16 protein-coding genes, 1 tRNA gene and 3 pseudogenes are annotated in these 21,873 nt (G+C 49.8%); 10 read left to right on the top strand and 10 right to left on the bottom strand.

Annotation, left to right across the window (positions count from 1 at the left end):
* Positions 1–387 precede the first annotated feature (387 nt).
* Both ACX9GV_RS07930 and ACX9GV_RS07925 read left to right on the top strand, forming a co-directional pair.
* Positions 388–462, top strand: a tRNA-Arg gene (locus tag ACX9GV_RS07930).
* Between the two features lie 281 nt (positions 463–743).
* Entirely contained in the window at positions 744–842 is a 99-nt protein-coding gene (locus ACX9GV_RS07925; RefSeq protein WP_473198003.1) for a phage integrase central domain-containing protein, read from the top strand.
* Positions 843–928: 86 nt separating this feature from the next.
* Here the strand turns inward: ACX9GV_RS07925 and ACX9GV_RS07920 are convergent, their stop codons facing one another.
* The 5 genes and pseudogenes from ACX9GV_RS07920 to ydiJ all read right to left on the bottom strand — a co-directional run bounded on the left by ACX9GV_RS07920 (position 929) and on the right by ydiJ (position 7,777).
* Positions 929–1,705, bottom strand: a complete 777-nt coding sequence (locus ACX9GV_RS07920; protein WP_473197663.1) for a hypothetical protein — start codon at positions 1,703–1,705, stop codon at positions 929–931.
* A gap of 451 nt (positions 1,706–2,156) precedes the next feature.
* Entirely contained in the window at positions 2,157–3,191 is a 1,035-nt protein-coding gene (locus tag ACX9GV_RS07915) for an MBL fold metallo-hydrolase (protein WP_473197662.1), read from the bottom strand.
* Between the two features lie 578 nt (positions 3,192–3,769).
* Positions 3,770–4,144, bottom strand: a pseudogene (locus tag ACX9GV_RS07910) (copper resistance protein).
* Positions 4,145–4,305: 161 nt separating this feature from the next.
* Positions 4,306–4,722, bottom strand: a complete 417-nt coding sequence (gene menI, locus ACX9GV_RS07905) for a 1,4-dihydroxy-2-naphthoyl-CoA hydrolase (protein WP_023490298.1) — start codon at positions 4,720–4,722, stop codon at positions 4,306–4,308.
* Positions 4,719–7,777 (bottom strand): annotated as a pseudogene (gene ydiJ, locus ACX9GV_RS07900) (D-2-hydroxyglutarate dehydrogenase YdiJ). Before ydiJ ends, menI begins: the two are co-directional and overlap by 4 nt.
* Positions 7,778–8,063: 286 nt before the next feature.
* On the opposite strand from ydiJ, the gene ydiK reads away from it, so the two are divergent.
* From ydiK to ACX9GV_RS07865, 7 genes are all read left to right on the top strand, one after another.
* Positions 8,064–9,164 (top strand): AI-2E family transporter YdiK, encoded by a 1,101-nt coding sequence (gene ydiK / locus ACX9GV_RS07895; RefSeq protein WP_473197661.1) that lies wholly within the window; start codon positions 8,064–8,066, stop codon positions 9,162–9,164.
* A 615-nt stretch (positions 9,165–9,779) separates the two neighbouring features.
* Positions 9,780–11,930, top strand: a complete 2,151-nt coding sequence (locus ACX9GV_RS07890; RefSeq protein WP_473197660.1) for an FAD-dependent oxidoreductase — start codon at positions 9,780–9,782, stop codon at positions 11,928–11,930.
* Positions 11,930–13,015: an FAD-dependent oxidoreductase gene (locus tag ACX9GV_RS07885; protein ID WP_473197659.1), complete on the top strand. Its 1,086-nt coding sequence runs from the start codon at positions 11,930–11,932 to the stop codon at positions 13,013–13,015. The genes ACX9GV_RS07890 and ACX9GV_RS07885 overlap by 1 nt, the downstream gene beginning before the upstream one ends.
* Positions 13,016–13,038: 23 nt before the next feature.
* On the top strand, positions 13,039–14,226 hold the full coding sequence (locus ACX9GV_RS07880) for an ABC transporter substrate-binding protein (protein ID WP_473197658.1): 1,188 nt from the start codon (positions 13,039–13,041) through the stop codon (positions 14,224–14,226).
* A complete protein-coding gene (locus tag ACX9GV_RS07875) occupies positions 14,199–15,818 on the top strand; it encodes an ABC transporter permease (protein WP_473197657.1) in 1,620 nt (539 codons plus the stop codon). The genes ACX9GV_RS07880 and ACX9GV_RS07875 overlap by 28 nt, the downstream gene beginning before the upstream one ends.
* Position 15,819: 1 nt before the next feature.
* Complete coding sequence (locus ACX9GV_RS07870) at positions 15,820–16,461, top strand: ATP-binding cassette domain-containing protein (RefSeq protein ID WP_023490307.1); 642 nt, start codon at positions 15,820–15,822, stop codon at positions 16,459–16,461.
* Positions 16,454–17,077: a CDP-alcohol phosphatidyltransferase family protein gene (locus ACX9GV_RS07865; protein WP_473197656.1), complete on the top strand. Its 624-nt coding sequence runs from the start codon at positions 16,454–16,456 to the stop codon at positions 17,075–17,077. Before ACX9GV_RS07870 ends, ACX9GV_RS07865 begins: the two co-directional genes overlap by 8 nt.
* Before the next feature lie 83 nt (positions 17,078–17,160).
* Here the strand turns inward: ACX9GV_RS07865 and ACX9GV_RS07860 are convergent.
* Positions 17,161–17,366 (bottom strand): annotated as a pseudogene (locus tag ACX9GV_RS07860) (hypothetical protein); the annotation flags it as partial.
* 202 nt (positions 17,367–17,568) lie between these two features.
* Here ACX9GV_RS07860 and ACX9GV_RS07855 point away from each other — a divergent pair.
* Positions 17,569–18,615: a 3-deoxy-7-phosphoheptulonate synthase gene (locus ACX9GV_RS07855; protein ID WP_473197655.1), complete on the top strand. Its 1,047-nt coding sequence runs from the start codon at positions 17,569–17,571 to the stop codon at positions 18,613–18,615.
* Between the two features lie 92 nt (positions 18,616–18,707).
* Here ACX9GV_RS07855 and ACX9GV_RS07850 read toward each other — a convergent pair whose 3' ends face one another.
* The 4 genes from ACX9GV_RS07850 to arnT form a co-directional block, all read right to left on the bottom strand.
* Positions 18,708–19,166, bottom strand: a complete 459-nt coding sequence (locus tag ACX9GV_RS07850) for an NlpC/P60 family protein (protein WP_023490310.1) — start codon at positions 19,164–19,166, stop codon at positions 18,708–18,710.
* Between the two features lie 308 nt (positions 19,167–19,474).
* Positions 19,475–19,870: a 4-amino-4-deoxy-L-arabinose-phosphoundecaprenol flippase subunit ArnF gene (arnF, locus tag ACX9GV_RS07845; RefSeq protein WP_023490311.1), complete on the bottom strand. Its 396-nt coding sequence runs from the start codon at positions 19,868–19,870 to the stop codon at positions 19,475–19,477.
* Positions 19,867–20,208 carry a 4-amino-4-deoxy-L-arabinose-phosphoundecaprenol flippase subunit ArnE gene (gene arnE / locus ACX9GV_RS07840; protein WP_473197654.1) on the bottom strand — a complete coding sequence of 114 codons (342 nt, stop codon included), beginning with the start codon at positions 20,206–20,208 and terminating at the stop codon, positions 19,867–19,869. Before arnE ends, arnF begins: the two co-directional genes overlap by 4 nt.
* Complete coding sequence (gene arnT / locus ACX9GV_RS07835; protein ID WP_473197653.1) at positions 20,208–21,872, bottom strand: lipid IV(A) 4-amino-4-deoxy-L-arabinosyltransferase; 1,665 nt, start codon at positions 21,870–21,872, stop codon at positions 20,208–20,210. The genes arnE and arnT overlap by 1 nt, the downstream gene beginning before the upstream one ends.
* Position 21,873 lies beyond the last annotated feature (1 nt).

Genomic DNA, 21,873 nt, shown 5'->3' with positions numbered 1-21,873 from the left:
CTATTATCACGGTTTATTGCTGGTTATCGGCAGTTTGCCAGTGAATAAATTTGACTAATACCTTTGCAATAGTAGCAAGAATAAGTTCAAAGGCAACAAGTCACCTAGAAATCAATATGTTATACACTAACCATCATCAGTATTGTCAATGAATCGTCAACAACTAACTTAATGAAAGATCACTGTTTTAGCTTGGCAAGGAAAACAGTGAACCGAATTGTAAATTCTCATTGACATAATATAAGCCTGCATTTGCCCTGTCTCTTGCCATCCTGAGTGAACAAACACCGAAAAGCTCACTGAACCGCGCGCAGAGGATGACTTGAAAAATCATGAGGAATTACGGTAAGATAACGACTTGATCAAACAGTATAATCTCTGCTCAGCGTCCTCTTAGTTAAATGGATATAACGAGCCCCTCCTAAGGGCTAGTTGCAGGTTCGATTCCTGCAGGGGACACCATCACACCTCTACTGAACTCCCCCAAACTCAATAAAAACCTCGTATAATCAACAAAGATCCCACCGTTAAGGCAAAATGATATCTACCTAACTAAAAGCAGATCAACTTGCCAAAAAATTATCTGCTGAGAATACATTCGAAACTATTGTAACTGAATGGCACACGCCAAAATTTTCGGGTTGACCAAAAATCATGCAGTTACGTTAACAGAGCTGTCAAAAACACTGTGTTCCCATATAAGGTTCTCGGCCTATCAATAAGATCAAGCCACTTAAGTTACTATTTTACTGCAGTGTATAGAAAAGCGAGGAGCGCCAGCGTTAGCAAGTAAAGTCCGTCAACGCTGTGGGGAGGTTTTTCGATATGCAATCGTAACTTAGCTGAGAAAAATTTAAGCCAGATGTAATCTGACAGATACCTGTATAAATAATCGGTAACTATCAGATCTCGTCTGAGCTAATACAACTTATAAGGTACTCCAGGGAGCTTCTGGTGTTCTATAGTGGACAAATGTACCTGCCACTATTTCTGGCCAAGCATCCTTACAGTTACCGGCATCATAACCCACAACTTTACCATTAAGGAAAGACAAACTGAATTTGCAGTCGTAATCGAAACTTATCACTACATCGCCCGTTGACCACTCAATGTAGTAGGTTTTAACTACTTTGCCGTTGCTCAATTTATCAATACTGCTGACGTCTTTGTACCAAATATGTATCTGCTCTTCTGTTTTACCGACTTTGGTAGCCAGATAGTCAGCAAATGTTGCTGATCGAGAGATCTCTTTGTCTGCATTAGCCCGGGTGGCTGCAGCAATGCCGGCAGGTATAACCGATTTTGGAATAGGTGCTGTCGCAGCTATTTCGCCATACATTTTATCTGGCGTATTTACAGCACAATCAGAAGACCAGCCCACAAGTTGTCCTTTTGTATCCAGCGCAAAATTTTGAACGCAGGGGATTTCCCGCTTAGTATTTTCGCTTCGATGCGCCGTATTCCAGCGCCACACCACATAGCCAGGGTATTGCGTGTCTTTTTTATCAGGTTCACCCAAATTCGCCCTAAGCCATGCGCTGTCTTTGGTACGCATGATGTTGTCCATCACATCAGCAAGCGTTTTAAAACGTTGACCTGCTGCGGGGGTGGAAGTTGCTGCATGTGACGACAGCGACAACGTTAGCAGTAACGCCAGTGCTAACCCGGATACGCCAAAATTTTTTATAACCGTTTTTCCCTGCATTTATATTCCTTAAAAATCAATAAAATATAGTAACAAGATACTCTGTAACTCGGACCCACCTCATCATAGCAGCAGAGTATTACGATTGGAGATTGAAATATGTGCTTAGTACTTTAATAACAATCCGATTATTGAATATTTTAGAGCATACCGGATTAATAGCACTTCATAATCTGCCCATTATGCTGTTCGAGCTTACCAGCTCGCAACCTAGTCTCCAACTATCATGTGGAGTAAGTGAGAGATGAACCGCTGGCCATTCGAACGATGACTTTAGTATGACGAGTCGGACTGATGGGCGAAATGCTACTCAAACTCGGAATTGGAAAATTGGATCTTATAGCCCGGCAAAATCTGAAATTCCGGCTTACACCCCAAGGGGCTTATCACCGGAAAAAGTATTTTCCTGGCTTATCTACGCTAATAAGCGAGAGCCACTCGTCGTACCATTTTAATGGGCGGGAAGCTTCAGTTTTTCAACACTAACTTCATCACCGATGTTAATTCTCATTAGATCTTCTCCAACCACTAGCGGCCCCTTATATGTCTTTCTGGTAAGAGGGATCAAGTCATCGGCGCTAGGTGCCGGAAAGGAACTATTACCTAAAAGAACAATATGAGTATATACAGCGAGCTTTGGCTTGACAGCATTAAATACTCTCCCTGCATCATCCGGTGGGGTATGAAGTGCGACGATACCTCTAGCCGCTTTAGATTGAGCTAATAACTCTTTATTTCCTGCGGTCACTTCGTGAATAAGAACATCCGTCCCTTTGGCATGTTTGATCAAGTTTTCATTAAAGCGCGTATCACCAGAGATAACCACTGACTTCCCAGCATAATCTACTCGATAACCGAATGCCGGGGTAAGGTCAGAATGTCCGTGATCGACAAGAAATGCAGTCACCACGACGCCATTTCGATTAAAAACAACACCTTCTTTAATTTCTGTGGCATTAAAGCTAATAACAGGATTTCCTGGACCATTTTCCCTGCCACGAATATCCCAATCAAATGCTTTCCTCAAATACATCATCATATTTTGAGTACCTTCAGGTCCATAAATTTCTAATGGTGTCTTACGTCCACCATAGGGTGTTGCAACATAGCCATTCAACCAAATATCAGGGATATCCACTGTATGGTCGGAGTGAAGATGTGTCAGAAAAAATGGACCGGCTTTACCAATAGGAATACCTAGCTGCCATAGCCGTTTGCCAGTGCCAGCCCCAGCATCGAAAATCATTTTTTCCGGCCCCGCCTCTACGAGTGCACTTGAACCAAAGCGCTGAATAGAGGGTTCTGGAGTTCCTGTACCAAGCAAGGTGACTTTTATCGAAGGTTTGCTTTCCGCAAGGGAAGATTTGTTTTCTGCCAAGGCAGAAGGCGCATTCAGTAACATTGCAGTGATAACAATATTAAACAGAGTAAATTTAAATTTTGAATTTTTATTAAAAAACATATAATTAACCATTTTCAGTAACATATTTCACTCAACACAATTAAGGTTGGGCGTAAATATTTATCTTAAGCTCATTGGTCAGACGATACCTATCGTCATTCATGGTACCTGGGTATGGGCTGAACGCTATCTACACAGTCACATAGTGCTCTGTGCGTCTGGTGCTTCGCTCAGCTCTCACCTAGTTGCATCTTGAATCAACTTGGGTCAATGCCTAACACAACACTTGTGTGAATTTTATATTTATTAAGTTACACAGGGCGGTATCTCATACCGAGATATATACCCTTCATACTTCAAACTGCTTGGGTGTTAGCTGCGCTCTGTCACCTTAGTCACATAGTCGGCTATGCTCCTAGGGCTTCCATCGCTGGCTGCCTTCAAGTAATTCGAATTATTTTGGGTATAATACTTATACCTTTTATTAACTTTACAACCATTGGCACAGAGTCATATCTTTCAAGATGAATTTTGCCGATGACCTTCAATCAATATCTTTAACTTTATGTATAGGTAAAAGATATAATTTTAAGCAAAGTTAATACTAATGAAATAAAATTTCACTTATTAGTAAAAAGCACCCCGTATAACAGAGGGTTTGTTTATTCTCGGAACACACATAATCGAAGATGTAGCCGGAGGGTAGTTGGAGAGATAACTCTTGGCGGAGGGAAACGTAACTGTAAGCGCGGAACAATGAGCAGGGACTAAATAAAGAACAACATTCCTAGCCCAAATATCACTGCTTCAAACATCACTGGTGATGCTGCCATTAGCAGTTTGGCACCAAGTTTACATGAAACAGAGGAAGTGGTATCTACATCACTGTTAATAGAATGTTGGTTTACGCTTACATTAGATGATTCAACGGCAAGTTGTAACGGATGAAATACGGCCATTCGCTGTGTTACACAAGTTAACACAACTAAGCAAGTTAAGTATAAAAACCATTTCGCAATTCGCTGGCGCGCAATCAGTCGTTAGCTACTTATTATTTCAGATTGAGCGACAGTATCCTTTTTTAGTTTTTTTTGCAATAAAACTAAAAAACAGAACTGTCAAATTACGTAAATTCCATATTTAATGACTCGGCTCGTCCCTAAGCCTCGCCACCTTTATTGCTATTTACGCCAGCACCTTACTCCAGCACCGCCGTGGTCAGGCGTGAAGTGCAGCATAGACGATCACGATCATCGAAAATTTCTATCTGCCACACCTGATTGCGGCGCCCAATATGCAAGGCACGGCAAACACCGCGCACCTGCCCTTTAAATACCGCCCGAATATGATTGGCATTAATCTCCAACCCCACTAGCTTCTGATCCCCCTCGGTGCATAAATAACCGGCCATGGAACCCATCGATTCCGCCAGTACCACCGAAGCACCACCATGTAACAGACCAAATGGCTGAGTGGTTCGGTGATCCACCGGCATGGTTGCCTCCAGGTAATCCTCTGCCATATGGGTAAATTGGATCCCCACATGGCCTACCATGCAACCTTCACCGGTCTGGTTAAGTTGTTCCAAGGTTATTTCGCGCTTCCACAGCTTCACACTATTATCTCCAACAAAGCCTGTAACGGATGACGTAACTGATTACCTTCCATACGTTTCACCTGACTACGACAAGAGTAACCCGTTGCCAGGCAGCGTTGCTGTGGCAAACGTTGTAGCGCCTGATGCCATGATAACTGGTAGATACCGAGCGAATTTTGTTGGTTTTTGGCTTCGTGCCCATAGGTTCCCGCCATACCACAACAACCCACATTCACATTTTCCAGTTTGGCCCCCAAACAGGCAAAGATGGCGCTCCATTGCCCAGTGCTCGCCGGTAACTCGGTGGTTTCAGTACAGTGCCCAAGCAGATACCATGCCTCCCCTTCCACTGTCGGCTGCTGTTCACGTGCCGCCAGCAAGGGTTGTAGCCACTCATGTACCAGCTGTACCTGGAAACTCCCCCGGCTATCGCCAAGAATTTCTTGATATTCATCGCGATAGCACAGTACCAACGCAGGGTCGACCCCCACCATCGGTAAGCCTAATTTGGCCACCCGGTTGAGGAAATCCGCGGTTTTACGTGCTGTTTTGGCAAAATGCGCCAAAAAGCCTTTGATATGTTGCGCTTTTCCATTTGGCGAGAAAGGCAGCAGCACCGGTTGGTAGCCCAATTTCTCAACCAGGCGAACAAAATCAGCCACCACCTGTGCATCGTAATAGCTGGTAAAGGGATCTTGCACCACCAGCACATACTGTTGGCGCTGTGCTTCACTCATCGCTTCTAACTGCTCCAGCGTGGTACTAACGGCACCATGGCCGGCAAGTTGCTGACGCAACGTTGGGCTGGAAAGCAGCGGTAAATCCACCATACCGATTGTACGACGGCTCAGTTCACCCACCCACGGTTGTTTAAAGAAAAAATTAAACACTTTCGGCGCTTTGGCCATCAATGGGGTATAGCCTTCTACGCCAGCAACCATATAGTCACGCACCGGCCGTAAATAACGTGTGTGATAGAGCTGTAAAAAGCGTGAGCGGAAACTCGGTACGTCGATTTTAATCGGGCATTGCGTTGAACAGGCTTTGCAAGCCAAGCAACCTGACATGGCTTCTTTCACTTCATGGGAGAAGTCATACTCGCCTTTTGCCGCCAGCCAAGAGTTACGCGTTTTTTCGATCAATAAGCGGAAACTGAGTCGCTGTTGTGGCAACTGTTTTTCCAGGGCAAGTGGGTCACAGCCCTGCTCCGCCAGCAGACGCAACCATTCACGAACCAATGCTGCCCGCCCTTTCGGTGAGTGGATCCGGTTGCCAGTGATTTTCATTGATGGGCACATCGGGCTGTTAACATCAAAGTTGAAGCACAACCCATTACCGTTACACTCCATGGCACCACGGAACGAGAGACGGGTATCCAGCGGGATCTGGCGATCCAGTGTGCCGCGTTTCTGCGCATCCACTTTCATCATCGGGGCATCCACACCCAGTGGTGGGCAAATCTTGCCTGGGTTCAGGCGATTAAGCGGATCAAATGCCGCCTTAATGCGCCGTAGCTCTTGATAAAGCGTCTCACCAAAGAATGCCGGGCTGTATTCCGCCCGGAAACCTTTACCATGTTCCCCCCATAACAACCCACCATACTTGGCTGTCAGAGCGACTATTTGGTCAGATAACTGCTTCATGAGCACTTCTTGCTGCGGGTCACACATGTCCAAGGCCGGGCGCACATGTAACACTCCCGCATCAACATGGCCGAACATGCCATAGCTCAGGTTATGGCTGTCGAGTAGTTGACGGAACTCACTAATATAATCCGCCAAATGCTGCGGGGGTACGCAAGTATCTTCGGCAAACGGGATGGGTTTAGCTTGCCCTTTAGCATTTCCCAGCAGCCCTACTGCCTTTTTGCGCATATTGTAAATACGCTCGATGCTACTGAGGTCACCGCATATCTGATAACCAATCACCCCAGACTGCTGCGTAGCGATCAATTCATCCAAGCGTTGACAGAGCGACGACACCTGGCTATCGATAACGGAACTATCATCGCCAGCAAACTCGACGATGTTCAACCCCAGCATCTCTTTATCCACCACATTGGTGATTAACTCACTGACCGAATGCCAGACAATATCTTCACGGGCCAGATTGAGCACTTTAGAATCAATCGTTTCTACCGATAAGGCGTTGGCTTCCACCATAAACGGGGCATTACGCAGCGCGGAATCAAAAGAGTCATATTTTACGTTGACCAAACGGCGTACCTTCGGCAACGGGGTAATATCCAGCCGTGCTTCCGTAATAAATGCCAAGGTGCCTTCGGCCCCGGTGAGAATACGGGTCAGATCGAAGGTTTGCAGGTCGTCGCTCAAAACGTGGCGCAAATCGTAGCCGGTAAGGAAACGGTTAAGTTTGGGGAATTTTTCTAAAATCAGGGCGCGCTGCTCACGGCAACGGTTTAGCACGGTATTATAGATACGCCCTTCGGGTGTCTCTTCCTGGGCAATGGTTTCCGCCAACAGGGTGGGCATCGCGCGGGTATCGATCATCTCCCCCCCAACAATACTGCCCGCAACCCCAGCACGTGGTCCGACGTTTTACCATAAACCAGTGATCCCTGGCCGGAAGCATCGGTATTGATCATCCCCCCCAGCGTGGCTCGGTTACTGGTGGATAATTCTGGCGAGAAAAAATAACCGAAGGGTCGCAGATACTGGTTAAGCTGGTCTTTGATCACCCCAGCTTCAACCCGGACCCAACCTTGCTCTGGGTTGATTTCCAGGATGCGGTTCATGTAGCGTGACATATCAACCACAATGCCACTGTTAAGGGATTGGCCGTTAGTACCGGTACCGCCGCCGCGTGGGCTGAAAGTCAGCGCTTTGAAACGCTCATCCTCCGCCAAACGGGCCAGTAATGCCACATCTGCCGTTGAACGGGGGAACAGCACTGCATCAGGTAATAATTGATAGATACTGTTGTCCGTTGCCATCGTTAGGCGATCCGCATAACTGGTGGCCATATCGCCGCTGAATCCGTTCTGTTTTAGCGCTGCTAAAAAATCGACTACCGGTTGAACGATGCCGGGTGACTGGGAAATCTGTGGGATCATTCGCTTTTTGACCCTGTCTGTTATTTAATTGCATGATGATAACCAACTGCATGGGTGCAGCCGGCAACGAAATAAATTGGGGAATACGCCTATATTCACAACTCCCCCTATTTTTTATGGTCAGTAAAAACTAACATACTTCATTTCGTGAACGCATTCACATTATCATAAAGTGAGAGCAACAGAAGCGGTCGCCGTTAAGCGCTCTGCCAACTGTGAAAATTGCTGCAAATGCACCATGATGAAAGCGTAAAGGTTTTAACTGAAACAGGATGAAAATGCATTCATGACACAACTGCAACGCCGATACGATTTACCCACGATTATTTTTGGTGTGTTGTTTATCGCCATTATGATTCTTGCCAGTTTTTGGGTAGTGCAACCGTTTATTCTTGGCTTTGCCTGGGCCAGCATGGTGGTGATTGCCACTTGGCCGCTGTTGATTAAGCTACAACGTATACTCTGGGGTCGCCGCTCCCTCGCCGTAGTGGTGATGACCATCCTACTGCTTTTACTGTTTGTTCTCCCTATTGCACTTTTGGTTAGCAGTGTGGTGGATAACAGCGCCCCACTCCTGGAGTGGGTGAATACCCCCAGTAAAGTCAATATTCCTGAATTAGCCTGGTTACGCGATATTCCGCTGATCGGGGAGCGGGTATATAGCAGCTATCATCTGTCAATCAATACCGGTGGCAGCGCATTGATTGCTAAAGTGCAACCTTACCTCGGTCAGACAGCCACCTGGTTTGTCACCCAGGCAGCTCATATTGGCCGTTTCCTGATGCACTGCGTGTTGATGGTGTTATTCAGTGCCTTGTTGTATGCCCGAGGGGAACAGGTTGGTATGGCGATTCGCCACTTTGCCGTGCGTCTTGGTGCTGCCAGAGGTGATGCCGCCGTAGTACTCGCCGGGCAAGCTATCCGCGCCGTGGCTCTCGGGGTGGTTGTAACCGCATTGGTACAATCAGTGCTAGGAGGCATTGGTTTAGCGATTGCCGGTATTCCCGCCGCGACCTTGCTGTCAGTATTGATGTTTATATTTTGTGTTGCTCAATTGGGGCCATTATTGGTCTTAATCCCTGCCATTATCTGGCTGTATTGGAGTGGCGATACCACTTGGGGGACAGTGTTGTTGATCTGGAGTTGTGTGGTGGGTACCTTGGACAACGTCCTGCGCCCAGCATTGATCCGCATGGGTGCCGACCTGCCATTGATTCTGATTCTTTCCGGCGTTATCGGTGGTTTGCTGGCCTTTGGTATGATTGGTCTGTTTATTGGCCCGGTGGTTCTGGCGGTCTCTTATCGCCTGATCAGCGCCTGGGTTAATGAAGCACCAGAGCCGATTACTGCGCCAATGGATGCCGAAAAAGAGCCTGAACAGCAATAAATAGGGCCAACAATAAATGTCAAAAGCCGCCACATCTAGTGACGGCTTTCAGATCGCTGACAAAGCCCTGACTATTGGTCAGGGCTTTGATCTAATAACGTCTGTGCAATAAATGGACTGTTCTCCATGCTAAAAGAACCGTCTGCCCATCACATGACTCACACCGAAAAAGTTCCTTACGCTTCTACCCTTAGCCAGAACTGTAGCAACCACTTCATCCACAGCGTCATCTTCCAGCAGATTTTTAACCACATCGTCGGACAGGCTCTCAGCCGCGACCAATATTTATAGGAAGGTCAGCCCAAAAGATATTTCAGCATGACGACAACCGTGAGCGTTACCTATACTCAACAGCATGAAACTGAAAAGGAATACACCATGATACAGCGTCCTGAACTGATTCAGCCGCTCAGGAAGCGGATATAGCAGCATTGGAACAACTGCTGCGCATTGGCAGCACACCATAAAGCGAACGGCCAAAACACAATGCGCCGAAGGCGATTCCAAGAAGCAACCTGGTCTGGAAAAATTCTGGTAATTTGCGCCCCGCTGGCCTCTCCGGGTGGTCACAAACGCTTCACTTTGGTTCTCTGTCAAAGGATGTTGAGCATGATAATGAATAACAAAAAAACACTTTTGCTGGTGATCATCCTGCTGGCCGTGGGGCTTTTCACACTCTTCCCGCCAGCGGAGTACCTGAATCTGGCAGTATTGAAAAGTCATCAGGCGAGGTTGAATGGCTGGGTAGCAGAGAAACCCTGGCTGGTCGGTGGCGCCTTTTTCCTATTGTATGTGCTGATTACCGCGCTCTCTGTACCGGGTGCTGTACTGATGACGTTACTTGCCGGGGCCTTGTTTGGCATGATGCAAGGCACCGTACTGGTTTCCTTTGCCTCAACCCTGGGGGCAACACTGGCCATGTTGATCAGCCGTTTCCTGCTTCGTGATTGGGTACAGCGGCGTTTTCAGCATCGGCTTGGGGTCATTGATAAAGGGATCATGCAGGATGGGGCTTTCTACCTGTTCGCATTGCGGCTGGTGCCGGTTTTCCCCTTCTTCCTGATCAATCTGGCGATGGGGGTAACCCGCCTGCCAGCACAAACCTTCTGGTGGGTCAGCCAATTGGGCATGTTGCCAGGGACACTGGTCTATGTGAATGCAGGCCGCGAGCTGGCGCAGATCACCTCTCTGGCGGGGATTGTCTCACCGGGGTTGCTCGGGGCATTTGCACTGCTCGGTCTGTTACCCCTGATTTCCCGTAGTGCATTGAAGGCGTTTAAACGCCGTCAACTGTTGGCCGGTTGGCGCAAACCGGCACACTTTGATCGGAATCTGGTGGTGATCGGTGCAGGTTCCGGCGGTCTGGTCTCGGCTTATATCGCGGCAGCCGTCAAGGCAAAAGTGACGCTGATTGAAAAAGGTGACATGGGTGGAGACTGCCTGAATACCGGGTGTGTACCTTCAAAGGCGTTAATTCGTGCAGCCCGTTTGGCAAACGATCTGAAACATGCTGAGCAACTGGGTTTCCGACATGTCTCCGGTCAGGTCGATTTTGCGGCGGTGATGGCGCGGGTCCAACAGGTTATCCAACGTATCGAACCTCATGATTCTGTTGAGCGTTATTCTCAACTCGGCGTAGAGGTGATCCAGGGAAAAGCGACAGTGACCTCCCCCTGGAGCGTGGAGGTCAACGGACAGCACCTGAGTACTCGCTCGATGGTGATTGCAACCGGTGCCAGACCTGTCATCCCGGATATTCCTGGCCTGGAACAGATTGATGCCTTGACGACCGACACGATTTGGTCACTGCGTGAACAACCCCAACGGTTATTAATCCTCGGGGGCGGCCCTATCGGGTGTGAGTTGGCGCAGGCATTTCAGCGCCTGGGGTGCGCGGTCACGCTAGTTGAACGGGGGGATCGGGTGCTAAAGCGCGAGGACCACGAGGCCAGTGAAGCCGTGATGCAGGCACTGCGAGCCGATGGCGTGGATCTACGCCTGCTGCATCATGCGGTGCGCTTTGAGACAAACGCAGGCAAGCATCAGTTCATCTGCCATAGTCAGGCCGATGACACGGAAGTCTCTCTGCCCTTTGATCGCGTGCTGCTGGCATTGGGTCGCGTGGCTAATGTGAGTGGATTTGGCCTGGAGACGCTCTCCCTGGTTGTCAGGGAAAATGGTACCCTGGAAACCGATGAATATCTGGCTACCCGGTTTCCGCACATTTTTGCCGTAGGGGATGTCACTGGCCCCTATCAGTTTACGCACGCCTCGGCGCATCAGGCCTGGTATGCCGCTGTCAATGGCCTGTTTGGCCAGATAAAACGCTTTAAAGTGGATTATCGACTAATGCCTTGGGCGACCTTTACCGATCCCGAAGTTGCCCGGGTTGGATTAAATGAACAGGAAGCCAGACGGCTAGGCATCGCTTATGAGCTTACCCGGTTTGAACTCGGTGAACTTGATCGGGCCATCACTGAAAACGCGGCGCATGGCTATATACAGGTGTTAACCGAACCAGGTCGTGACCGTATTCTGGGGGTGACGGTGGTGGGTGAACAGGCCGGCGAACTGATCACGGAATATGTCGCCGCCATGAAGCACGGCTATGGGTTAAACAAGATATTGGCGACCATCCATATTTATCCTACGCTGAGTGAGGCTAATAAATACGTTGCAGGTGCATGGAAAAAGGCCCACACACCGCCATGGTTAATGCAGTGGCTGGCACGTTTTCATCGTTGGCGTTTGGGGGGGAAGGCCTGATGGCTGCAGCGTTCGATATCCTGTTGCTCGGTGCAGGGCATGCACATGTGGTGGTGTTGCGTCAGTGGGCAACCCATCCTATCAAGGCAAGGCGCATCGCTTTGCTTTCTCCATCCCCCTATGCGTGGTACTCCGGTATGCTGCCGGGATTATTGGCCGGGCACTATCGACCGGAACAGTGCCGTATTCATTTGCCCCCTCTCTGTCGGGCTGCGGGGGTTGAGTTTATCCAAGGCACGCTGGATACACTGGAGGCGGACAGAAAAAGAGTCAGGTTGACAGACGGAACCTGGCTGCAAGGGCAGTGGTTATCAGTTAATACCGGTTCAATACCCCGGTTACCCGAGTGTCAACGATCATCCATCGAGATATGTCCGGTGAAACCCTTTGCCGATTTTCTGCTGACAGTGGAGCGATGGCAGAAAAATCCCGAACCTGTGGCGATCATCGGGGGCGGCGCAGCTGGCGTGGAGTTAGCCCTGGCACTGGTGCATCAGACACCCTCTTTAGCACTGTTTTGTGGCGGTACTCTGCTTCGCGGTCACCCCCCCTCGCTACGGACACGAGCGCTGCGTCATCTGCGCCAAAGGGGTGTTCAGGTGCATGAGCACTGTACTGCTGATACCCTTGCCGGAGACAAGTTGATGAACGGAAAGCAGGCGGTGTGGCAGGGAAACAGGGTGATCATGGCAACCGGGCCGGCACCATTAGCCTGGTGGCAGAGTTCGGGGCTGCAGTGTGATCGGCAAGGCTTTATTCAGAGCTCTGCCACGCTACAAAGTCCCTCTCATCCCCATGTTTTTGTCACTGGAGATTGCGCAGCAATCCCCAATACCCCCAAAAACGGCGTATATGCGGTACGCCAGGGAGAGGTTTTGGCAAATAATCTGCAACGTCTGTTCACTCGGCAACCCCTTGTCCGCTTTAAACCCGCCACCTCGGCATTAGCACTCTTGGCTGACGGGCAAGGAGGCGCACTGATGAGTTGGGGGCCGCTGACTGGCGAAGGGCGTTGGGCGGGGCGGTGGAAGGATTTTCTCGACCGACGGTTTATCCGGCATCACAGCGTCGACGAATTGATATGAGGAAAGAGTATAAAATGAGGTTGATGAGGCAACTACAAAGCGTAAGTGTAATCGTGATGTTGATGTTCGGCTGGACCTTTCAGGCAACAGCGGAAACGTCTCATTGGGAACGGCTTAAACAACAGGCACAAGGACAAACGGTCTATCTTAATGCCTGGGGTGGCGATGCTGCTGCCAATGCCTATTTACGTTGGGTGGCGATAGAAATGCAACGACAGTACGCCATTACCCTGAAGCTGGTTCCTCTCTCTGACACTGCGGATGCCGTGCGGCGCATACAGGCAGAGGCAGCAGCAGGTCGGCGCGAAAAAGGCTCCGTCGATCTGCTCTGGCTGAATGGTGAAAACTTCAAAACTCTGAAAATGGAAGGGTTATTGTCTACCGACTGGGCGGAGCAATTGCCCAATTGGCAGTATGTCGATACCACGCTGCCGGTACGGGAGGATTTTTCCATCCCCACTGAGGGAGCTGAGTCTCCTTGGGGCAAAGCACAACTGATGTTGATTGCCGATAGTCAGCGTGTGGCAACACCCCCCAGCGATCCCGCCAGTCTGCTGGCATTAGCACGCGCGCATCCCGGCCAGTTGACCTACCCTCGCCCACCGGATTTTATTGGAACGGCTTTTCTGAAGCAGTTGTTGCTATCACTGACCACAACACCCAAGGCATTCAGCACGCCTCCACAGCCAGAACAATTTGCCACACTCACAGCCCCGTTGTGGCACTACCTTGACCAACTCCATCCGTTACTGTGGCGTCAGGGCAAAGACTTCCCGGCCTCTGCTGCACAGATTGATCGCCTGTTGGCGGATGGTGTGGTCAGGCTCTCTATGACGTTCAATCCAGCACATGTTGCCAACCTGATTGCCGGTGGACAACTTCCTGACAGTGCCTATGCCTTTGGTTTTCAGCAAGGGATGCTGGGTAACGTCCATTTCGTGGCTATCCCTTTTAATGCCAACGCCAAAGCGGGAGCCCAGGTCGTGGCCAACTTTCTTCTTTCCCCACAGGCACAACTGCGCAAAGCTGACCCTCAGGTCTGGGGCGATCCGACTGTCCTCGATCCTCATAAACTTCCTCTGCACTGGCAAGCCGAACTGGAGAGAAACCAGCCCGGCACTCAAGCGTCAGTGCCTGTTTTGGCTGAGCCCGATTCAGCCTGGATTGCAGCATTGGAGGCTGAATGGTTGAAACGGTACGGTGTACGTTGAAACCTAGCCGTGCGTTGAGCGGCAAAGTGTTGGCCTGGAGTGGCGTAGGGGTAGTGTTTTTTCCTGTCTTGCCGGGGCTGGGTTTCATGTTGGAACCCACCCTCCATGGGCAGAATTGGGGGGCGTTCTGGCGTGATGGTCAATGGTTTCCGGCCATGCTGACCACCCTCATCTCTTCTACCATCGGCACGCTGGGTGCCCTGCTACTTTGCCTGTCCGTTGTGCTGGGGTTGTACCCAGGAGTTGGCTGGCAGCGCTACATGCGCAAATTGCCTGCGTTACTGGCGATACCACACGTGGCATTCGCGGCCGGAAGTCTGCTGCTTTTCTCCTCAACCGGATGGTTGGCTCGGCTGATGGCGGCAAGTGGTTGGGAAGCCCTGTATGATCCTTATGGCGTGGGCCTTGGTCTGACTCTCGCGCTGAAAGAGAGTTGGTTTTTATTATGGGTCGTCAGTGCCCAACTGAAGCAGACTGACTTACAGCCTCAATTGCTGATCATGCGCAGCCTCGGATATGGCCGCCTGCAAAGCAGTTGGCTGGTGTTGCTTCCCCAATTGCTGCCCTCCCTTGGGTGGGCGATAGTGGCCGTGCTGGCCTACAATATCTCAGTCGTCGATGTGGCGATTATCCTGGGGCCAGGTAATCCGCCCACATTAGCCGTGCTGACCTGGCAGTGGCTCAATGACGCTTCACCAGCCATCCAGGCCAAAGGCATGATTGCTGCGTTGCTGCTGATTGCCCTGCTCGCTGCACTTTCGTTGGCGGGGTATCTGCTGTGGCGGGTGTGGCGTAGCTGCCTGTTCCCACATTCTGGTCAGCGCTATCTGGCGTCTGGCACGCATGTACTCTCCTGGCTGGCAGATATGATGACCCTGATAGGGGGGATGGTATTGCTGATATTGTTGGTCTGGTCATTGGCCAGCAGCTGGTTTTACCCCGCGCTGTTACCACAACGCTGGTCATTGGTAGCTTGGCAGCTCACCGACTTGACCCCACTTTTGACAGCCCTGATGCTGGGGATCGCGACCAGCCTCTGTGCACTAGTGATGGTCGTTTTCTGGCTTGAATGGGGAACTCCGCGCTACGGTTTCTTTCTGTGGCTACCTCTCTTGCTGCCTGCATTGCCGTTGGTGATAGGCCAATACGGTGTGTTATTGCGCTGGGGCTGGGATGGCACGTTTATTGCCGTGGCATGGAGTCATTTGCTCTGGATGATCCCGTATATGTTACTGGTTCTAACTCCGGCCTACCGTCAGGTTGAACCCCGTCTCCTGCTATCAGCGCGCTCTCTGGGGCTACCTGCCTGGCAGGTTTTATTGTGGGTGAAGTGGCCATCATTATTGCGCCCCTTCCTCTCCGCTTGGGCGATTGGTTTTTCCGTCAGTATTGCCCAATATTTGCCCACACTTTATGCCGGTGCGGGCCGTTTTGTTACCGTAACCACTGAGGCCGTCGCCCTGAGCAGTGGTGGCGATCCCCGAACGCTGGCCGTTCAGGCCTTGCTGCAATTTTTCTTACCCGCCATGGTATTTCTGGTTGCTGTTTTGTCCGGCCTGCTGGCTGGTTACTATCGACAAGGATTACGCTGATATGCTGTCTGCTCGTGCGGTTACGCTCACCCGCTCAACACATCCGTTGTTGCAAAATATCAGTTTCGATGTGCCTTCCGGTCACATCGTGACCCTGATGGGGCCTTCAGGCACAGGAAAGTCAACGTTGCTCAGTTGGATGATAGGTGAACTCCCGCCTGCCTTTGGCGCGGAGGGCGAGTTATGGTTGAACGGGACTCGCCGGGATCTACGCCCGACAGAGCAGCGGCGCATCGGTATCCTCTTTCAGGATGATTTACTGTTTCCGCATTTGAGTGTCGGGCAAAACCTGGCTCTGGCGCTACCCGCTACTATGACAGGTAAAGATCAACGCAAACAATATATTGAACGCCAACTGGATGAGACGGAATTGGCAGGATTTTATACCCGGGATCCGGCAACGTTATCCGGTGGGCAACGTGCCCGGGTCAGCTTGTTGCGTGCCCTGCTGGCTGAACCGGAAGCGTTGTTACTCGATGAGCCGTTCAGCCGATTGGATATTCATCTGCGCGCACGATTTCGTCAGTTTGTTTTTGAACACATTGCATGCAAGGGTATACCGGCGGTGCTGGTGACTCATGATGCTCAGGATATCCCTCCTAATGGAAAGGTCATCCTACTAGGAGAAAGTCACCATGTTTGATCGTTACCTGCTGGAAAAGAGTAAAAAAGTACGTGAAACCGTCGCTAGAAAGTTTCAACGGATGGGGGTAAAAGCCGATCAGATCACCTGGCTGGGGTTTATACTGGGCTTGTGCGCGCCTCTTTTAATTGTTTCTCATGCATACTATTGGGCACTATTCTTTATCGTACTGAACCGACTGGCCGATACACTCGATGGTGCCCTGGCAAGATTAAACGGCCCAACCGATCGGGGAGCCTTTTTGGACATTACCCTGGATTTTTTATTCTATTCCTCCATTCCGCTGGGCTTTGCCTTTGCCGACCCCACTAACAATGCTCTCTCCGCCAGCGTCTTGATCTACTGTTTTATTGGTACCGGTTGCAGTTTTCTCGCGTTTGCTGTTATCGCCGAGAAACGCGCTATTGCCAGCAGCGCTTATCCTAACAAAGGGTTTTATTATCTGGGGGGCTTAACGGAGAGCAGTGAAACCCTGTTGCTGTTTGTATTAATGTGCCTGCTACCTGAGCACTTCTCCTGGCTGGCCTATGGCTTTGCCGCCTTGTGTGCCATCACCACCGTCACGAGGATAATGGCTGGGCTCACACTCTTTTCATCCAAAAGCACGGACGGATAACCCAAGATGATAAGAAGGGCTTCGTCAACAGCCTGTAAGCCGCCACATCCCGTGACGGCTTTTTGATCTCAACGCACCAACAACTAGCTTCTCTGCGCTAAACGTACCCAGGTTTGCACCACCGTATCGGGATTGAGGGATAAACCATCGATGCCCTGGTCCATCGAATCACCATAGAAAGCAGTGCGTTAATCACACCTTTGCGTTCATCAAACAATTCAGAAACCGCACCGGAGTCTCGCTCCTGCCCCGACGTTAACTGGGTCATATAGTTAGAATCGATAGAGAAAATACAGCGCCTTTTGCTCTTACTACAGCGACTGTGTTATTTGATACGTAGTTTTTTTTGAACACTGTCCGTGGCGTTTTTTATCCGCATCAATCAGCAGAGCCTGCTCTCTACAGTTGAATTCGGCGGTTTTTAGGTTATTGTGAGCAACATCACTTCCCGGTACTTCTACCGTCGCGAAGAACAGCTTTCAGAGAAAACCATGCAAAAAACAGATGAACTGCGGACTACGCGCATCGACAGCCTTATCACGCCAAAATCACTGGCTGAAAAATTACCCATCACACCCTCAGTCGCACAATGCGTGACAACGTCACGTGAAGCTATTGGAAAAATCCTGACCGGTGAAGATAAACGCTTGCTGGTGGTGATTGGCCCTTGTTCCATCCATGACCTGGATGCCGCAACCGATTATGCTCATCGCCTGCATTCCCAGCGCCAGCATTATCAAGACCGCCTGGAAATCGTGATGCGTACCTATTTTGAGAAACCACGCACCGTAATCGGCTGGAAAGGGCTGATATCCGACCCTGGCCTGGATGGCAGTTATCAGGTTAACCGTGGGATTGAAATGGCCCGTAAGCTGCTGCTGGAAGTGAACCAGCTTGGCCTACCGACCGCCACGGAGTTCTTGGATATGGTGACCGGGCAGTATATTGCCGACCTGATCAGTTGGGGAGCTATCGGGGCCAGAACCACGGAAAGCCAGATCCACCGTGAAATGGCATCAGCACTCTCCTGCCCGGTAGGTTTTAAAAATGGTACCGATGGCAATACCCGAATCGCCATTGACGCCATCCGCGCCGCTCGAGCCGGGCATCTATTTCTATCACCCGACAAACAGGGGCAAATGACGATTTATCAAACCAGCGGTAACCCTTACGGCCACATCATTATGCGTGGTGGTAAAAAACCGAATTATCATGCCGAAGATATTGTTGCCGCTTGTGATAGTCTGCGCGAATTCGATCTCCCTGAGCAGTTAGTGATTGATTTCAGTCACGGCAATTGCCAGAAATTACACCGTCGCCAATTGGATGTCGCTGAAGATATCTGCCAACAAATTCGCGCCGGCTCAATGGCAGTCGCCGGGGTCATGGCAGAAAGTTTTCTGGTGGAAGGAACACAAAAAGTCGTTTCTGGTCATGCATTGACTTATGGTCAGTCCATCACTGACCCCTGCCTGAGTTGGTCTGATAGCGAGCGGTTGCTGGCTATGCTAGCTGATGCGGTAGATAGCCGTTTCTGATCCAGGGCAGAAAAAGACACAACCTTAAGCGCAACTTGAATGATGATGGATACACACCTTCTACCCAGTAATAGGTCAGGAGTTGCTATCCATCAAATGCGACGTGCTTGCCAGTACACTTTACGCCAATAGCTATTATTCAATGACGACCGCGTCACGCCTCTGCTGGTTGACGCATGAATAAATTGATCATCGGTATCATAAATACCCACATGCAATCCATTCTCACCACTGCCGGTTTTGAAAAATACCAAGTCACCCGGTAGCAGCTCATCACGAGAAACTTTAGTTCCTAACTCCGTTTGCTGCTCGGTAGAACGCGGCAATTGCATATCAAAGCGATCACGGAAAGTACGGTAAACAAAACCGGAGCAATCAACACCATTACGATCCAAGCCCCCATAGCGATACGGGGTACCATTCCATTGATTCAATTGCTCATTGAGTTTTGCCACCACCACTATCGAGTCTGATAAACGGCCACTCGGTGGCGGTGCCTGGCTACTGCAACCAGCAAGAATTAAACAAGCCAATAAAAACCATATGCGCATCGCATTGTTCTCTTCACTGATATACTCATCATCCTTCAAGTTGCTTGGGTGTTAGCTGCTCTCTGTCACCCCAGTCACATAGTCAGCTATGCTCCTGGGGATTCCATCGCTGGCTGCCTACAAGCGACTCGAATTATTTAGTGTATACATTGCCGGATTTATACTGCCCAAGTCTTACCCTGAGCCCCGATATACAACGGATTATTTCTGGCTAATTTATCTCTGAGTATAACCAAAAGCAAATTTTGCAAGAAATATATCTGCTGTTATTTAAACAGCAGATATCAATAGTAACAAAAGGAATTTGTTTATTTAGGGTGAGATCCTACCGGGCTTCGGCTATTAATCAACCAGACGCCAAATAGAATAAGTAACGTGCCCAGCGTTTTAAACAATGTCACTGGCTCATTAAACCAAGGTAGAAGCACCGCGCCGAAATAAACTAAGGCATAACTGACGCTCAATAACGGATAAGCCCGGTTTAACGGCAGATAACGCAAGGCAAAGAACCAACATAACATCGACAAAGCATAGGCAAAGATCCCGCCAGCTACTGCCAGCAAGACCAACCAATATTGCTGCAAAAATGATAAGGTCATTTCAGCGAGAGATAATAATGGGATCTGGGTCATCCCCCACTTCATTAGCAACTGTGCCAACGTCACCAAGAGGACGCTGGCAGCCCCCCATAGGTAACCTTTCATAAATCAAGGCTCATCAGTAATATCCCCAGCATGATAGATGCGACACCACACCAATGACGTGGTGTCGTCGGTTCATTAAACAGCCAGCGTGCCGCCAACGTCACCAGCACAAAATTAAAGCTGATCATCGGATAAGCCAAGCTGAGAGGCAAACGCTGTAACACATTAAGCCAAAACAACATCCCCAGGCCCAGAAAAACAATCGCCGCAGCCAGCCAGCGCAAAGTCACTGCCAACCGCTGTTCAGAGACCTGTTGCCAGGACTGTGCTGCCTGCTTCTGGCATAATTGCCCAGCGCAAGTCAGCAGGCAGACCAGGATCACTAAAAAATAAGCCATCAGGGTTGCTGCTTATACCATAACAAAGCCAGACGGTGCGTCGTAGTCACACTATCGGGCTTGGGTAGGCTGGGGGATACCTGCTCATTGCGGGAAAGCTGTAGTACCAAGGCAACCGCCCCTTGCTTACGCGCCTGTGCCAACCACTGGGGGAAATCCTGCTCACTAACGTAATGGTCGCGTGCATCAGCATAACTCAGCCCGTAAGTCACCTCGCCTTTCGCGCTAAACATCAGTATGTCGCTACGCTTCAGCTCCCAAGCCAGGCTGGCAGCCACGCCGACGTTATCAGCAAGCACAAACTTGCTCTCTCGTAGAGGAGTCATATTGGCAGCAATAAACTCTTGCGGTTGTTTCGAGTTAATCACTTGCTGCGGAATGCTATAACCAATTAATAAACACAGCACCACCGGGCATGCTGCCGCCCAAGGCCAATAACGGGCATTATCACGGACAGAAACGACCGCAAACAACAACCAACTGGCAAAAGCGATCAAGCCCAGGACGATTTTTGGCCACTCTTCAGAAGAAAACAGATGTACATTCGGTAGCCAACCTGACGCCAATACCAACAAGGCAAGAATGCCGACTACGCCAAATAACCCATTGATAATGGCATTCGCCTTGAATACCCCACGGCGCAATTGAGCCATACAATCATCAGCATAAGCGGCCATCAGCAATGCCAGCGGTGCCATGCAAGATAGGATATAAGTCACCAGTTTGCCTTTAGCGATACTGAAAAACAGTATCGGCATCACTACCCAACTGAGTAAAAAGAATAACTCAGGAGCGCGAACACGTTCACGCCAACCTTTCAATAATGAGCCCGGTAATAACGCGACCCAAGGCAGCACACCGGCAATCAGAACTGGAATGTAATACCAGAATGGCGCTTTATGCTGTGCATTCTCCTCAGCAAAACGCTGAATATGCTCTATCCAGAAAAAGTAATGCCAGTAATCCGGTTCACGCTGCGCCACTGCCAATGCCCACGGCAAACTAAGTAGCACCGCGACCACCACAGCGATCGGACCATAACTGAATAGCTCTTTAAATTTCCGTTGCTGAATAACAATCGGGATAACCGCAATCACCGGTACCGCCAGGGCTAGAAACCCTTTGGTCATAAAGCCCATACCACAAGCCAGACCCAGCAAAATAAAGCCACCCAGCTTACCTTTTTTGCTGGTTGCGTTCTGTGCCAAATAATAACTGACCATCGCCGCAGTCAGCCACAATGCGATCATCGGATCAAGCGCACTGTAGGTTCCGATACCGAAAACCAAGAACATCGACAAGAAAATCAGGGCTGCCAAACTGGCTCTACGGGCATTTTTCCACATCAGCCAGGCTAAGGCAAAGACCAATAGCGCGGTCAGAGCAGTACTCAATGCTGAAGCAAAACGGACAGAAAAATTGTTGTCACCAAATAGCCACTGGCTGATATTGTTAAACCAGTAACCTGCTACCGGTTTTTCAAAATAGCGCAAGCCAAGCAAATTGGGCACCACCCAATCACCTTTTGCCAACATTTCACGGCTAATTTCTGCATAACGGGTTTCATCCGGCTGCCAGAGTTGGCGCCCGTTAAGCGGGATCAAATAAACTAAAACAAAAAAAATGGCTAAGATGATAGCCCAGGTTCCTTTCAGCGCTTTCATT

The organism is Serratia sp. 25CWL12 (assembly GCF_055790885.1).
The sequence above is the reverse complement of the archived record's forward strand: the minus strand, read 5'-3'. Positions and strand labels throughout refer to the sequence as shown.

Excerpts from the sequence above, each read along its gene's own strand:
- ACX9GV_RS07920 (WP_473197663.1), bottom strand. The coding sequence starts at position 1,705 with ATGCAGGGAAAAACGGTTATAAAAAATTTTGGCGTATCCGGGTTAGCA.
- ACX9GV_RS07915 (WP_473197662.1), bottom strand. The coding sequence starts at position 3,191 with ATGTTACTGAAAATGGTTAATTATATGTTTTTTAATAAAAATTCAAAA.
- ydiK (WP_473197661.1), top strand. The coding sequence starts at position 8,064 with ATGACACAACTGCAACGCCGATACGATTTACCCACGATTATTTTTGGT.
- ACX9GV_RS07890 (WP_473197660.1), top strand. The coding sequence starts at position 9,780 with ATGAATAACAAAAAAACACTTTTGCTGGTGATCATCCTGCTGGCCGTG.
- ACX9GV_RS07885 (WP_473197659.1), top strand. The coding sequence starts at position 11,930 with ATGGCTGCAGCGTTCGATATCCTGTTGCTCGGTGCAGGGCATGCACAT.
- ACX9GV_RS07880 (WP_473197658.1), top strand. The coding sequence starts at position 13,039 with ATGAGGCAACTACAAAGCGTAAGTGTAATCGTGATGTTGATGTTCGGC.
- ACX9GV_RS07875 (WP_473197657.1), top strand. The coding sequence starts at position 14,199 with ATGGTTGAAACGGTACGGTGTACGTTGAAACCTAGCCGTGCGTTGAGC.
- ACX9GV_RS07870 (WP_023490307.1), top strand. The coding sequence starts at position 15,820 with ATGCTGTCTGCTCGTGCGGTTACGCTCACCCGCTCAACACATCCGTTG.
- ACX9GV_RS07865 (WP_473197656.1), top strand. The coding sequence starts at position 16,454 with ATGTTTGATCGTTACCTGCTGGAAAAGAGTAAAAAAGTACGTGAAACC.
- ACX9GV_RS07855 (WP_473197655.1), top strand. The coding sequence starts at position 17,569 with ATGCAAAAAACAGATGAACTGCGGACTACGCGCATCGACAGCCTTATC.
- ACX9GV_RS07850 (WP_023490310.1), bottom strand. The coding sequence starts at position 19,166 with ATGCGCATATGGTTTTTATTGGCTTGTTTAATTCTTGCTGGTTGCAGT.
- arnF (WP_023490311.1), bottom strand. The coding sequence starts at position 19,870 with ATGAAAGGTTACCTATGGGGGGCTGCCAGCGTCCTCTTGGTGACGTTG.
- arnE (WP_473197654.1), bottom strand. The coding sequence starts at position 20,208 with ATGGCTTATTTTTTAGTGATCCTGGTCTGCCTGCTGACTTGCGCTGGG.
- arnT (WP_473197653.1), bottom strand. The coding sequence starts at position 21,872 with ATGAAAGCGCTGAAAGGAACCTGGGCTATCATCTTAGCCATTTTTTTT.